Source organism: Citrobacter sp. RHBSTW-00671 (genome assembly GCF_014103415.1).
Classification (GTDB): domain Bacteria; phylum Pseudomonadota; class Gammaproteobacteria; order Enterobacterales; family Enterobacteriaceae; genus Citrobacter.
On record NZ_JABXPR010000001.1, the window covers coordinates 4,636,639 to 4,650,907 of the forward strand.

The following is a 14,269-nucleotide window of genomic DNA, read 5'->3' on the forward strand; positions in this document are numbered from 1 at the left end:
CAATACTCCCTCTGTTCTGATAAGAAACAATTTGTCCATATTGTGTGAGACTTCATCACCGCCGTCCCTGCACGCCGCTATGACATCAGCAATGGACCATCAACCCCGCTTGTGAAAAGCACTTTGTTAAAAACCTGTACGATGCCAACGACAAAAACGGCTAACAAAAGTGTCTATAAGTACGGCAGAAATGTCCACATTGAATATTTGCACGGCGTCACACTTTCTAATGTCACAGCATTTTAGTCCATAAGATTAGCGGATCCTGCCTGACGGTTTTTATCCCCACTATCTACTGTTTATCCATACCCGTATTTTTGGATGGAGTAAGACGATGGCGATTGCAATTGGCCTCGATTTTGGTAGTGATTCAGTACGTGCTTTAGCGGTGGAATGTGCCACCGGCGCAGAAATCGCCACCAGCGTAGAGTGGTACCCGCGTTGGCAGGAAGGGCAATATTGCGACGGCCCAAACAATCAGTTTCGCCATCACCCGCGCGACTACATCGAATCCATGGAAGCGGCACTGAAAACCGTGCTGGCCGAACTGAGCGCAGAACAACGTGCGGAAGTGGTCGGGATTGGCGTTGACAGCACCGGTTCGACTCCGGCACCTATTGATGCCAACGGTAACGTGCTGGCGCTGCGTCCTGAATTCGCTGACAACCCGAACGCCATGTTTGTGCTGTGGAAAGATCACACCGCAGTCGAAGAAGCTGAAGAAATTACCCGCCTGTGCCACACGCCGGGCAAAGTCGATTACTCCCGTTATATCGGTGGTATTTATTCCAGCGAATGGTTTTGGGCCAAAATCCTGCATGTAACTCGTCAGGACCATGCGGTAGCCGAAGCTGCGGTCTCGTGGATTGAGCTATGCGACTGGGTTCCAGCCCTGCTCTCGAATACCGTACGCCCGCAGGATATTCGCCGTGGACGCTGCAGCGCCGGGCATAAATCCCTGTGGCATGAAAGCTGGGGCGGACTGCCACCAGCCAGTTTCTTTGATGAACTCGATCCCGTCATCAACCGCCATCTGCAATACCCGATGTTTACCGACACCGTCACCGCTGACCTGCCGGTTGGCACCCTGTGCGCCGAGTGGGCACAGCGTCTGGGACTACCGGAAAGTGTCGTCATTTCAGGCGGTGCATTTGACTGCCATATGGGCGCCGTAGGCGCCGGTGCGCAACCCAATACGCTGGTGAAAGTCATCGGCACCTCGACCTGCGATATTCTGATTGCCGACAAACAAAGCGTGGGAGAACGCGCGGTGAAAGGGATTTGCGGCCAGGTTGATGGCAGTGTCGTCCCACATTTTATCGGCCTGGAAGCGGGTCAGTCTGCTTTCGGCGATATCTATGCCTGGTTTAGCCGTGTCTTGAGCTGGCCGCTGGATCAGCTTGCGGCACAACATCCGGAACTGAAAACCCAGATTAAAGCCAGCCAAAAACAGCTGCTGCCTGCACTGACCGAAGCGTGGGCAAAAAACCCATCGCTGGATCATTTGCCGGTGGTGCTTGACTGGTTCAACGGCCGCCGTACGCCAAACGCGAACCAGCGTCTGAAAGGGATTATCACCGACCTGAACCTTGCGACCGATGCTCCGGCCCTGTTTGGTGGCCTGATTGCCGCCACGGCGTTTGGCGCACGCGCCATCATGGAATGCTTTACCGAACAAGGCATTGCGGTCAACAACGTCATGGCATTGGGCGGTATCGCGCGTAAAAACCCAGTCATCATGCAGACCTGCTGCGACGTGCTGAACCGTCCGCTACAAATCGTTGCTTCCGACCAGTGCTGCGCACTCGGTGCCGCAATCTTCGCCGCCGTTGCCGCTAAGGTCCACGCAGATATTCCCGCCGCCCAACAAAAAATGGCGAGCGCCGTAGAAAAGACGATGCAACCTCGCCCAGAACAGGCTCAACGTTTTGAACAGCTTTACCGCCGCTACCAGCAATGGGCAGTAAGCGCTGAACAACAATACCTTCCGACTGCCATGCCGGCGCAAAAAACACCGGTAAACCAGGCAACCCTGACACATTAAGGACACGACAATGACGATTTTTGATAACTATGAAGTGTGGTTTGTGATTGGTAGCCAGCATCTGTATGGCCCTGAAACACTGCGTCAGGTAACCCAACATGCCGAGCACGTCGTTAACGCACTGAATACTGAAGCTAAACTGCCCTGCAAACTGGTCTTAAAACCGCTGGGTACCTCGCCTGACGAAATCACCGCTATTTGTCGTGACGCCAACTATGACGATCGCTGCGCAGGGATGGTGGTCTGGCTGCATACCTTCTCCCCGGCCAAAATGTGGATCAACGGCCTGGCGATCCTCAATAAACCGCTGATGCAGTTCCACACCCAGTTTAACGCTGCTCTGCCATGGGACAGCATTGATATGGACTTTATGAACCTGAACCAGACCGCGCACGGCGGCCGTGAGTTCGGTTTCATCGGCGCGCGTATGCGTCAACAGCATGCCGTGGTCACCGGTCACTGGCAGGATAAACAGGCACACGAACGTATCGGTTCCTGGATGCGCCAGGCCGTCTCCAAACAGGACACCCGTCACCTGAAAGTGTGCCGCTTTGGCGACAATATGCGTGAGGTTGCGGTCACTGACGGCGATAAAGTGGCGGCGCAAATTAAATTCGGCTTTTCAGTAAATACCTGGGCCGTGGGCGATCTGGTACAGGTGGTGAACGCAATCAGCGACGGCGAAATCAACGCGCTGATCGACGAGTACGAAAGCACCTACACCATGACAGCGGCCACTCAGATCCACGGTGACAAACGTCAAAACGTGCTGGAAGCGGCGCGTATTGAACTGGGCATGAAGCGTTTCCTGGAACAGGGCGGATTCCACGCCTTTACGACAACATTCGAAGATTTGCACGGCCTGAAACAACTTCCGGGCCTGGCCGTACAGCGTCTGATGCAGCAGGGCTACGGCTTTGCGGGCGAAGGCGACTGGAAAACTGCCGCTCTGCTTCGCATCATGAAGGTGATGTCAACCGGTCTGCAGGGCGGCACCTCATTTATGGAGGATTACACCTACCACTTCGAGAAGGGCAACGATCTGGTGCTCGGCTCGCACATGCTGGAAGTGTGCCCGTCTATCGCGGTGGAAGAGAAACCGCTCCTCGACGTACAACACCTCGGCATTGGTGGTAAAGACGATCCGGCCCGCCTGATCTTCAATACTAAAACCGGCCCTGCTGTTGTTGCCAGCCTGATCGATCTCGGTGATCGCTATCGTCTGCTGGTTAACTGCATCGACACCGTACCCACTCCACATGACCTGCCGAAACTGCCGGTGGCAAACGCACTGTGGAAAGCCCAGCCGGATCTGCCAACCGCATCTGAAGCCTGGATCCTCGCCGGCGGCGCGCACCACACCGTCTTTAGCCATGCGTTGGATCTGAACGATATGCGTCAGTTTGCTGAAATGCACGATATTGAGATCGCAGTGATCGATAACGACACCCGCCTGCCGGCCTTTAAGGACGCACTGCGCTGGAACGAAGTGTATTACGGGTTCAAACGTTAATTGTCGAAACGGATTGCCCGGTGGCATTTCATCTACCGGGCCTGCAAACCACTGTAGGCCGGATAAGCGAAGCGCCGTCCGGCATTCAGGAGTTAACATGTTAGAAGATCTTAAACGTCAGGTACTGGAAGCCAATCTGGCGTTGCCTGAGCACAATCTGGTCACCCTGACCTGGGGCAACGTTAGCGCCGTCGATCGCGAGCGCGGCGTATTTGTGATTAAACCATCCGGTGTCGATTACAGCGTCATGACTGCCGACGATATGGTGGTAGTCAGTATCGCCACGGGTGAAGTAGTAGAAGGCCAGAAGAAGCCCTCTTCCGATACCCCAACGCACCGTCTGCTGTATCAGGCATTCCCGACGATTGGCGGCATTGTTCACACCCATTCTCGTCACGCAACCATCTGGGCGCAGGCGGGCCAGTCAATCCCGGCCACGGGTACAACGCATGCGGACTATTTCTATGGCACCATCCCCTGCACGCGAAAAATGACCGACGCCGAGATTAACGGCGAATATGAATGGGAAACCGGGAATGTGATTGTCGAAACCTTTGAGAAACAAGGGATTGATGCCGCACAGATGCCTGGCGTATTGGTGCATTCTCACGGTCCGTTTGCGTGGGGAAAAAATGCCGAGGATGCAGTACATAACGCGATTGTGCTGGAAGAAGTCGCCTATATGGGCATCTTCTGTCGCCAACTCGCACCGCAGTTACCGGATATGCAGCAAACGTTGCTGGATAAACATTACCTGCGTAAACACGGTGCTAAAGCGTATTACGGACAGTAACCACTGTCGAACATGACAACTGTATAAAATCACAGCTAACCTATCAGAACCAGGCTATAATAATGCCTGGTTTTTTGATGGATACGCAGCGTGGCGCAAGCAGGTTTTATTTTAACCCGGCACTGGCGGGACACCCCACAGGGGACAGAGGTTTCATTTTGGCTGGCAACGGACAATGGGCCACTGCTGGTTACGCTTGCGCCACAGGAATCCGTCGCGTTTATCCCCACACACCAGACGCCTCGCGTAACGTCATTATTACGCACAGAAAACGGCTATCGGCTGACACCGCTCACACTCCAGGATTTCCACCGTCAACCGGTTTCAGGCCTGTATTGCCGCTCGCACCGCCAGCTTATGCGGCTGGAAAAACTGCTGCGTGAAAATGGTGTGACGGTTTACGAGGCCGATGTGCGTCCGCCAGAACGTTATCTGATGGAACGCTTTATTACCTCCCCGGTTTGGGTCGAAGGTACGCCTCAAAACAACACGCTGATTAATGCCCGGCTGAAACCGAACCCGGACTACCGACCACCGTTGAAATGGGTATCGCTGGATATCGAAACAACGCGTCACGGCGAGCTGTACTGCATTGGCCTTGAAGGTTGCGGGCAGCGTATTGTCTATATGCTCGGCCCGCCGAATGGCGATGCCTCCCGGCTGGATTTTGAACTTGAGTATGTCGCCAGCCGCCCGTTGCTGCTGGAAAAACTTAACGACTGGATTGCCCATCACGATCCTGATGTGATCATCGGTTGGAATGTGGTGCAGTTCGATTTACGCGTCCTGCAAAATCATGCTGAACGTTATCGTATCCCACTGCGTTTTGGCCGCGACAACAGCGAACTGGAGTGGCGTGAGCACGGTTTTAAAAACGGTGTTTTTTTCGCGCAGGCTAAAGGGCGTCTGATTATTGACGGCATTGAGGCGCTGAAATCCGCATTCTGGAATTTCTCGTCATTCTCGCTGGAAACGGTATCGCAGGAACTCCTTGGCGAAGGGAAGTCGATTGATAATCCCTGGGACAGAATGGACGAAATTGACCGCCGTTTTGCCCAGGATAAGCCTGCTCTTGCCACTTACAACCTCAAAGACTGTGAGCTGGTCACGCGTATTTTTCATAAAACCGAGATCATGCCGTTTCTGCTGGAACGTTCGACGGTCAACGGTCTGCCTGTCGACCGGCACGGCGGTTCGGTTGCCGCTTTCGGGCACCTCTACTTACCGCGGATGCACCGCGCCGGTTACGTCGCGCCCAATCTGGGAGAAGTTCCCCCTCATGCCAGCCCCGGCGGCTACGTGATGGACTCGCGCCCGGGTTTGTACGACTCTGTATTAGTGCTGGATTACAAAAGCCTGTATCCCTCAATTATCCGTACTTTCTTGATCGACCCCGTGGGACTTATCGAAGGGATGGCACATCCGGACCCGTTGCACAGCACCGAAGGGTTCCTCGACGCGTGGTTCTCCCGCGAAAAGCACTGCCTGCCGGAGATTGTTACCCAAATCTGGCACGGGCGCGACGAAGCGAAACGCCACGGCAATAAACCGCTCTCGCAGGCGCTAAAAATCATCATGAATGCGTTTTATGGCGTACTTGGCACCACGGCTTGTCGCTTCTTTGATCCGAGGCTGGCCTCGTCGATCACCATGCGCGGCCATGCGATCATGCGCCAGACTAAAGCGTTAATTGAGGCTCAGGGTTACGATGTCATTTATGGCGATACCGATTCCACCTTTGTCTGGCTGAAAAAGGCGCACTCAGAAGACGATGCAGCCCAAATTGGTCGGGAGCTGGTGAGCTATGTCAACACCTGGTGGGCGCAATCGCTGAAGCAGCAAAATCTGACCAGCGCGCTGGAGCTGGAGTTTGAAACCCATTTTTGTCGCTTCCTAATGCCGACCATTCGCGGTGCAGATACCGGCAGTAAAAAACGCTATGCGGGGATGATTCAGGACGGTGCTGAGCAACGAATGGTGTTTAAGGGACTGGAAACGGTACGAACCGACTGGACACCGCTGGCACAGCAGTTTCAGCAGGCGCTGTACCTGCGAATTTTTCGTAACGAACCTTATCAGGAGTTTGTTCGCGAGACTATTGACCGTCTGATGGCGGGCGAACTGGATGAACAACTGGTGTACCGCAAGCGCCTGCGCCGCCCGTTAAGCGAATACCAGCGAAATGTTCCACCACACGTTCGTGCCGCGCGACTCGCCGATGAACAGAATGCAAAACTTGGCCGCCCACCACAGTATCAAAATCGCGGGACGATCAAATATGTCTGGACGGTAAATGGCCCAGAACCCGTGGATTATCAACAATCCCCCCTGGATTACGAGCACTATCTGACCCGCCAGGTCCAGCCGGTAGCCGAGGGAATTCTTCCCTTTATTGATGATAATTTTGCTACACTACTCACAGGACAACTGGGGTTATTTTGACGCGTGACGAAACCGCCGCCATCCAGTACCATAGCGCCCTTTCCATTCCTGGACCCATTTAACACCACTACCTCTGATTTATTAGCCTGGTAGCGGGGTCGTATGCTCTCAAAACCTCGGGCTAGCCCGAAAAATGACGAGCATTGCCTGCAATTAAAGATATAGAGCCGAACATATATGCCTTTTACACTTGGTCAACGCTGGATCAGCGATACAGAAAGCGAATTGGGACTTGGTACCGTTGTCGCCATGGATGCGCGAACCGTCACTTTACTTTTCTCATCGACGGGCGAAAACCGTCTGTATGCGCGCAGTGATTCCCCCGTGACCCGCGTGATGTTCAATCCTGGCGATACGATAACAAGCCATGAAGGCTGGCAACTGCATGTCGATGAAGTAAAAGAAGAAAACGGCCTGCTTGCTTATATCGGAACCCGTCTCGACACCGAAGAAACTGGCGTCGTGTTGCGTGAAGTGCTGCTCGACAGCAAGCTGGTGTTCAGTAAACCCCAGGATCGCCTGTTTGCTGGCCAGATTGACCGTATGGACCGCTTCGCACTGCGCTATCGTGCGCGTAAATTTCAAAGCGAGCAGTACCGCATGCCGTGGAGTGGTCTGCGCGGTCAGCGCACCAGCCTGATCCCACACCAGCTTAACATCGCCCACGATGTCGGCCGTCGCCATGCGCCTCGCGTTCTGCTGGCTGATGAAGTTGGGTTAGGTAAAACCATTGAAGCCGGGATGATATTGCATCAACAGCTACTTTCCGGCGCTGCAGAACGCGTGCTGATCATCGTCCCGGAGACGCTACAGCACCAGTGGCTGGTCGAAATGCTGCGCCGTTTCAACCTGCGTTTCGCGCTGTTCGATGACGAACGCTATGCAGAAGCGCAGCACGATGCCTACAACCCGTTTGAAACTGAGCAACTGGTTATCTGCTCGCTGGACTTTGCCCGTCGCAGTAAACAACGTCTGGAGCATCTGTGTGATGCCGAATGGGACCTGCTGATTGTCGATGAAGCCCATCACCTGGTATGGAGCGAAGATGCGCCCAGCCGCGAGTATATGGCCATTGAACAGCTGGCAGAGCGCGTGCCGGGTATCCTGCTGCTGACCGCAACGCCGGAACAACTCGGCATGGAAAGTCACTTTGCGCGTTTGCGCCTGCTGGACCCAAGCCGCTTCCACGATTTTGCCCAGTTCGTTGAAGAACAAAAAAATTATCGCCCGGTTGCCGATGCGGTTGCCATGCTGCTGGCTGGCAACAAGCTGAGTAACGATGAGCTAAACATGCTTGGCGACATGATTGGCGAACAGGATATTGAGCCGCTATTACAGGCAGCGAACAGCGACAGTGACGACGCCCAGAGCGCGCGTCAGGAGCTGGTTTCGATGCTGATGGACAGACACGGCACCAGCCGCGTGCTGTTCCGTAACACCCGTAACGGTGTGAAAGGCTTCCCGAAACGCGAACTGCATACCATCAAGCTGCCGCTGCCAACCCAATACCAGACAGCCATCAAAGTCTCGGGCATTATGGGCGCACGTAAGAGTGCGGAAGATCGCGCACGCGATATGCTCTACCCGGAACAGATTTATCAGGAATTTGAAGGCGATACCGGTACCTGGTGGAACTTTGACCCGCGCGTGGAATGGCTGATGGGCTACCTGACCAGCCACCGCTCGCAAAAAGTATTAGTTATCTGTGCAAAAGCCACCACCGCGCTTCAGCTGGAGCAGGTTCTGCGCGAGCGCGAAGGTATCCGCGCTGCCGTATTCCATGAAGGGATGTCGATCATTGAGCGTGACCGCGCCGCCGCCTGGTTTAGCGAAGAAGATAGCGGCGCCCAGGTAATGCTGTGTTCTGAAATCGGCTCCGAAGGGCGTAACTTCCAGTTCGCCAGCAATCTGGTGATGTTTGACCTGCCGTTCAACCCGGATCTGCTGGAACAGCGTATTGGCCGTCTGGACCGTATTGGTCAGGCGCATGATATTCAGATTCACGTTCCGTACCTGGAAAAAACCGCGCAATCCGTGCTGGTGCGCTGGTACCACGAAGGTCTGGATGCGTTCGAGCACACCTGCCCGACCGGCCGTACCATCTATGACACGGTCTATAACAATCTGATCGGCTACCTGGCGGAGCCAGAAAACACCGATGGCTTTGACGATTTGATCAAAACCTGCCGCGAACAGCATGACGCGCTGAAAGCACAGCTGGAGCAAGGTCGCGATCGCCTGCTGGAGATCCACTCTAACGGCGGCGAAAAAGCACTGGCGTTGGCTGAAAGTATTGAAGAACAAGACGACGATACTAGCCTGATCGCCTTCGCGATGAACCTGTTTGATATCGTTGGTATTAATCAGGATGACCGTGGCGACAATTTGATCGTGCTGACACCTTCCGATCACATGCTGGTGCCTGATTTCCCAGGACTGCCGGAAGATGGCTGCACCATTACGTTTGAGCGTGATGTCGCTCTGTCGCGTGAAGACGCGCAGTTTATTACCTGGGAGCACCCGCTGATCCGTAATGGTCTGGATCTGATCCTCTCCGGCGATACCGGTAGCAGCACCATTTCGTTGCTGAAAAACAAAGCATTACCGGTCGGTACTCTGCTGGTTGAACTGGTCTACGTTGTTGAAGCGCAAGCGCCAAAACAGCTGCAGTTAAACCGCTTCCTACCGCCAACGCCGGTACGCATGCTGCTGGATAAAAACGGCAATAATCTTGCCGCCCAGGTTGAATTCGAAACCTTTAACCGTCAGCTCAGCGCCGTTAACCGCCACACCGGCAGCAAACTGGTCAATGCCGTGCAGCAGGATGTTCATGCCATTCTGCAACTCGGTGAAGCGCAGGTAGAAAAATCGGCCCGTGCGCTGATCGATGCAGCACGTAAAGAAGCAGATGAGAAACTGACCGCGGAACTGTCGCGTCTCGAAGCGCTACGAGCCGTGAACCCGAACATCCGTGATGACGAGCTTGCAGCCATAGAAAGCAACCGTCAGCAGGTGATGGAAAGCCTCGATCAGGCTGGCTGGCGACTGGATGCGCTACGCCTGATCGTCGTGACACATCAGTAACGGAGCTGAAAATGGGGATGGAAAACTACAATCCGCCGCAGGAACCCTGGTTGGTTATCCTGTACCAGGATGAGCACATTATGGTGGTCAACAAGCCAAGCGGCTTGTTGTCCGTACCGGGTCGCCTGGATGAGCATAAAGACAGCGTGATGACACGTATTCAGCGCGACTATCCGCAGGCTGAATCCGTACATCGTCTGGATATGGCCACCAGCGGCGTGATTGTAGTAGCGCTGACCAAAGCAGCAGAGCGCGAACTCAAACGCCAGTTTCGCGAGCGTGAGCCGAAGAAGCAGTACGTGGCGCGGGTGTGGGGACATCCCGCACCTGCCGAGGGGCTGGTTGATTTACCACTGATTTGTGACTGGCCCAACCGGCCAAAGCAAAAGGTGTGTTATGAAACCGGAAAATCCGCGCAAACAGAATACGAAGTTGTGGAGTTTGCCGCGGATAATACCGCCCGGGTGGTGCTCAAACCCATTACTGGACGTTCCCATCAGTTACGCGTGCATATGCTGGCGTTAGGACATCCGATTCTGGGTGACCGCTTCTATGCGCCACCGGAGGCGCTGGCAATGGCACCGAGACTGCTGCTGCATGCAGAGATGTTAACCATCACCCATCCCGAATACGGCAACAGTATGACGTTTAAAGTCCCGGCGGATTTTTAAATTCAGTTCCCATTTATGCCGGGGGCGCTTCGCTTGCCCGGCCTACAGTTATCAACGTAGGCCGGATAAGGCGCGGCATAACGATTATTTAAAGCCTTTCTGTTCTTTAATTAGCTCGTAAGCTTTTTGAATTTCCTGCGCTTTTTGCTTCGCCATTTCCATCATTTCTGGCGGCAGGCCTTTTGCGACCAGCTTGTCAGGGTGATGCTCGCTCATCAGCTTACGATAGGCGCGCTTAATGGTGGTCGCATCATCTGTTGCTTTTACCCCCAACACGTTACAGGCATCTTCCAGCGTGGGTCCGCGTTGCGCCTGCTGCCAGCCGCCGCCCGCAGATTGCTGTTGATATCCGCCGCCAAACTGCGCCCCACCCTGCATCATGCGCAGGAACTGATCAAACTGGGTACGCGAAATGCCCAGTTCTTCAGCGATGACGTACAGCACTTCACGCTCGTTAGGATGCAACGACCCATCGGCAAACGCGGCCTGAATTTGAATTTCCAGAAACATGCGGATCAGATCGAATCGGCCAAAACAGACGCTACGAAACTGACGCATCTTTTCACGTAATGGGTAATTGTCTGATTTTCCCACGCGGAAAGCATGTTGCGCCGCAGTACGCGAATCACCGTGCAAATTCATGCGGTCCATCAACTGGCTGGCGATATGAATATCCGCCTCAGTAACACGTCCCTTGGATTTAGTCAGATGCCCCATCACCTCAAAAGTGGTGGCAAAAAACAGCGCCTGACGCTCTCGTTGGTTGGCGAACCATGCCATTTTGCGCATGCGGGCTTTGTCGAACATATGGCCAACTAACAGGCCTAACACCACACCCCAGAAGCCGCCGCCCATCATTAAGGCCACGGCCACACCAATAATCTTTCCCCAATACTGCATACATTCCCCAAATCTTTATGCTCTTGGCCAGGCTATGTCCCACAATATAAGGTGCTTTTACCGTTTTACGGCTGCGGTCAATTGTGGGACATAGCCTATAATTTGCATTATCATACCTGTCATTCAATGCCGTGCCTAACACCACAAACGCTATACCCGTTGGATTTCGAGTTACGACAAGGCGGCTACGCAGGGACAAATTCGTCTGGCACGAATTTGCACAACCGCAGACAGCCTCCAAAAAGGGATCAAGATGGCCCTCATGGCATCCCCTGGCGCTTTACAGTGCAGGTAACTGGGGAAAACGAGGAAGACAACGAATATGCAGCTTGAAAGGTGACGGGTATAAAATGGGCAGGATTAATACTAGCGAAGTGAAGATGAGATAAGTTAGGCTGTGACCGTTTGTCACGCGCGACGCTACTGATGATGGAACAATAAATACAACGTATGAAAAAACGTATTCCCACTCTTCTGGCCACCATGATTGCCACCGCCCTCTATAGTCAACAGGGTCTGGCAGCCGATCTCGCCTCACAGTGCATGTTGGGCGTGCCAAGCTACAACCGTCCTCTGGTGCAGGGCGATACCAATGAGTTACCTGTCACCATCAATGCCGATCACGCGAAAGGGAACTACCCTGATGACGCCGTGTTTACCGGCAACGTGGATATTGCGCAGGGTAACAGCCGCCTACAAGCCGATGAAGTGCAGCTTCATCAAAAACAGGCCGAAGGTCAACCCGCTCCCGTTCGTACCGTCGATGCGCTGGGCAACGTCCATTATGATGACAACCAGGTCATTCTGAAGGGACCAAAGGGCTGGGCAAACCTGAATACGAAAGACACCAACGTCTGGGAAGGTGATTACCAGATGGTGGGACGCCAGGGGCGCGGGAAAGCGGACCTGATGAAACAGCGCGGAGAGAATCGCTACACCATTCTGGAAAACGGCAGTTTTACCTCCTGTCTTCCGGGTTCCAATACCTGGAGCGTCGTCGGTAGTGAAGTGATCCATGACCGTGAAGAACAGGTCGCTGAAATCTGGAACGCCCGTTTTAAACTGGGCCCGGTTCCGGTGTTTTACAGCCCCTATTTGCAGCTACCTGTAGGCGATAAGCGCCGTTCCGGTTTCTTGATCCCGAACGCAAAATACTCCACCAAGAACTATTTTGAGTTCTACCTGCCATATTACTGGAATATCGCGCCCAACATGGACGCCACCATTACGCCGCATTATATGCATCGCCGTGGCGGCGTGATGTGGGAGAACGAATTCCGTTACCTGACCCAGGCGGGCGCAGGTCTGATGGAACTCGACTACCTGAATTCCGACCGGGTCTACGACGACGAACATCCGAATGATGATAATTCACGCCGCTGGCTGTTTTACTGGCAACACGCCGGTGTGATGGACCAGGTGTGGCGTTTCAACGTCGACTATACCAAAGTCAGCGACTCCAGCTACTTTAATGATTTTGACAATAAGTACGGTTCCAGTACCGACGGTTATGCGACACAGAAATTCAGCGTCGGCTATGCGGTGCAAAACTTTGATGCGACAGTCTCCACCAAACAGTTCCAGGTTTTTGACGATCAGAACAACAGCAGTTATTCCGCTCAGCCACAGTTAGACGTCAACTTCTATCAGAATGACGTCGGTCCATTTGATACCCGTATTTATGGACAGGCGGTGCATTTCGTCAATACCAATGACGACATGCCGGAAGCGACGCGTGTTCACCTTGAGCCGACCATCAATCTGCCGCTATCCAATCAGTGGGGAAGTATCAACACTGAAGCGAAGCTGATGGCGACGCATTACCAGCAGACCAATCTGGACTGGTATAACAACAATCCGAGTAACGTAAATAAGCTCGACGATTCCGCTAACCGCGTCATGCCGCAGTTCAAAGTTGACGGTAAGCTGGTCTTCGAACGTGATATGGAAATGCTGGCGCCAGGCTATACCCAGACACTGGAGCCGCGTGCGCAGTATTTATATGTGCCGTATCGCAACCAAAGTCATATCTATAACTATGACTCTTCCCTGCTGCAATCTGACTACAGCGGCCTGTTCCGTGACCGCACCTATGGCGGCCTGGACCGTATTGCCTCCGCAAACCAGGTAACGACAGGTGTCACATCTCGCGTTTATGATGACGCGGCCGTTGAACGTTTTAATATTTCTGTGGGTCAAATCTACTATTTCACCGAGTCTCGCACTGGCGATGACAACATTAAATGGGAGAATGACGACAAAACCGGTTCACTGGTATGGGCTGGCGATACCTACTGGCGCATCTCCGATCGTTGGGGTTTACGCAGTGGGATCCAGTACGACACACGTCTGGACAGTATCGCCACCAGCAGCAGCAGCATCGAGTACCGTCGCGACGAAAACCGTATGCTGCAGTTGAACTACCGCTATGCCAGCCCGGAATATATCCAGGCAACACTGCCGTCGTATTACTCTACGGCAGATCAGTATAAAAACGGGATTTCTCAGGTGGGTGCAGTGGCGAGCGTGCCGATCGCTGAGCGTTGGTCAATCGTCGGAGCTTACTACTTCGATACCAATGTGAACAAAGTGGCGGATTCCATGCTGGGCTTGCAGTACAACTCCTGCTGTTATGCCATTCGCGTCGGCTACGAACGTAAGCTGAATGGTTGGGATGACACCCAGAAACACGCGGTATATGACAACTCGATCGGCTTTAATATCGAACTGCGCGGCCTGAGCTCTAACTATGGCCTTGGCACCAACCAGATGCTGCGTTCGAACATTTTGCCGTATCAAAGCTCTTTATGATCTGATTGATT

The 14,269-nt window shown here is 53.7% G+C and carries 8 protein-coding genes; 7 read left to right on the forward strand and 1 reads right to left on the reverse strand.

Annotated elements, in window-relative coordinates; genetic code table 11:
- The first annotated feature begins 334 nt into the window (after window positions 1-334).
- From araB to rluA, 6 genes are all read left to right on the forward strand, one after another.
- Window positions 335-2,044: a ribulokinase gene (gene araB / locus HV261_RS22235; RefSeq protein WP_202039520.1), complete on the forward strand. Its 1,710-nt coding sequence runs from the start codon at window positions 335-337 to the stop codon at window positions 2,042-2,044.
- 10 nt (window positions 2,045-2,054) lie between these two features.
- Window positions 2,055-3,557: an L-arabinose isomerase gene (araA, locus tag HV261_RS22240; RefSeq protein WP_202039521.1), complete on the forward strand. Its 1,503-nt coding sequence runs from the start codon at window positions 2,055-2,057 to the stop codon at window positions 3,555-3,557.
- 97 nt (window positions 3,558-3,654) lie between these two features.
- Complete coding sequence (gene araD / locus HV261_RS22245) at window positions 3,655-4,350, forward strand: L-ribulose-5-phosphate 4-epimerase (protein ID WP_202039522.1); 696 nt, start codon at window positions 3,655-3,657, stop codon at window positions 4,348-4,350.
- A 90-nt stretch (window positions 4,351-4,440) separates the two neighbouring features.
- Window positions 4,441-6,792, forward strand: a complete 2,352-nt coding sequence (gene polB, locus HV261_RS22250) for a DNA polymerase II (protein WP_202039523.1) — start codon at window positions 4,441-4,443, stop codon at window positions 6,790-6,792.
- A gap of 177 nt (window positions 6,793-6,969) precedes the next feature.
- Window positions 6,970-9,876: an RNA polymerase-associated protein RapA gene (gene rapA, locus HV261_RS22255; RefSeq protein ID WP_202039524.1), complete on the forward strand. Its 2,907-nt coding sequence runs from the start codon at window positions 6,970-6,972 to the stop codon at window positions 9,874-9,876.
- Between the two features lie 11 nt (window positions 9,877-9,887).
- Window positions 9,888-10,547: a bifunctional tRNA pseudouridine(32) synthase/23S rRNA pseudouridine(746) synthase RluA gene (gene rluA, locus HV261_RS22260; protein WP_137383748.1), complete on the forward strand. Its 660-nt coding sequence runs from the start codon at window positions 9,888-9,890 to the stop codon at window positions 10,545-10,547.
- Window positions 10,548-10,631: 84 nt separating this feature from the next.
- On the opposite strand, the gene djlA is transcribed toward rluA, so the two are convergent.
- Entirely contained in the window at window positions 10,632-11,447 is an 816-nt protein-coding gene (gene djlA, locus HV261_RS22265; protein WP_202039525.1) for a co-chaperone DjlA, read from the reverse strand.
- Window positions 11,448-11,897: 450 nt separating this feature from the next.
- Here djlA and lptD point away from each other — a divergent pair, with 450 nt between their 5' ends.
- On the forward strand, window positions 11,898-14,258 hold the full coding sequence (gene lptD, locus HV261_RS22270; protein WP_202039526.1) for an LPS assembly protein LptD: 2,361 nt from the start codon (window positions 11,898-11,900) through the stop codon (window positions 14,256-14,258).
- The last annotated feature ends 11 nt before the right edge of the window (window positions 14,259-14,269 follow it).

What these genes read in the sequence shown, in the direction of transcription:
- araA (WP_202039521.1), top strand. Translation starts at nt 2,055, where the DNA reads ATGACGATTTTTGATAACTATGAAGTGTGGTTTGTGATTGGTAGCCAG.
- rluA (WP_137383748.1), top strand. Translation starts at nt 9,888, where the DNA reads ATGGGGATGGAAAACTACAATCCGCCGCAGGAACCCTGGTTGGTTATC.
- araD (WP_202039522.1), top strand. Translation starts at nt 3,655, where the DNA reads ATGTTAGAAGATCTTAAACGTCAGGTACTGGAAGCCAATCTGGCGTTG.
- djlA (WP_202039525.1), bottom strand. Translation starts at nt 11,447, where the DNA reads ATGCAGTATTGGGGAAAGATTATTGGTGTGGCCGTGGCCTTAATGATG.
- rapA (WP_202039524.1), top strand. Translation starts at nt 6,970, where the DNA reads ATGCCTTTTACACTTGGTCAACGCTGGATCAGCGATACAGAAAGCGAA.
- lptD (WP_202039526.1), top strand. Translation starts at nt 11,898, where the DNA reads ATGAAAAAACGTATTCCCACTCTTCTGGCCACCATGATTGCCACCGCC.
- araB (WP_202039520.1), top strand. Translation starts at nt 335, where the DNA reads ATGGCGATTGCAATTGGCCTCGATTTTGGTAGTGATTCAGTACGTGCT.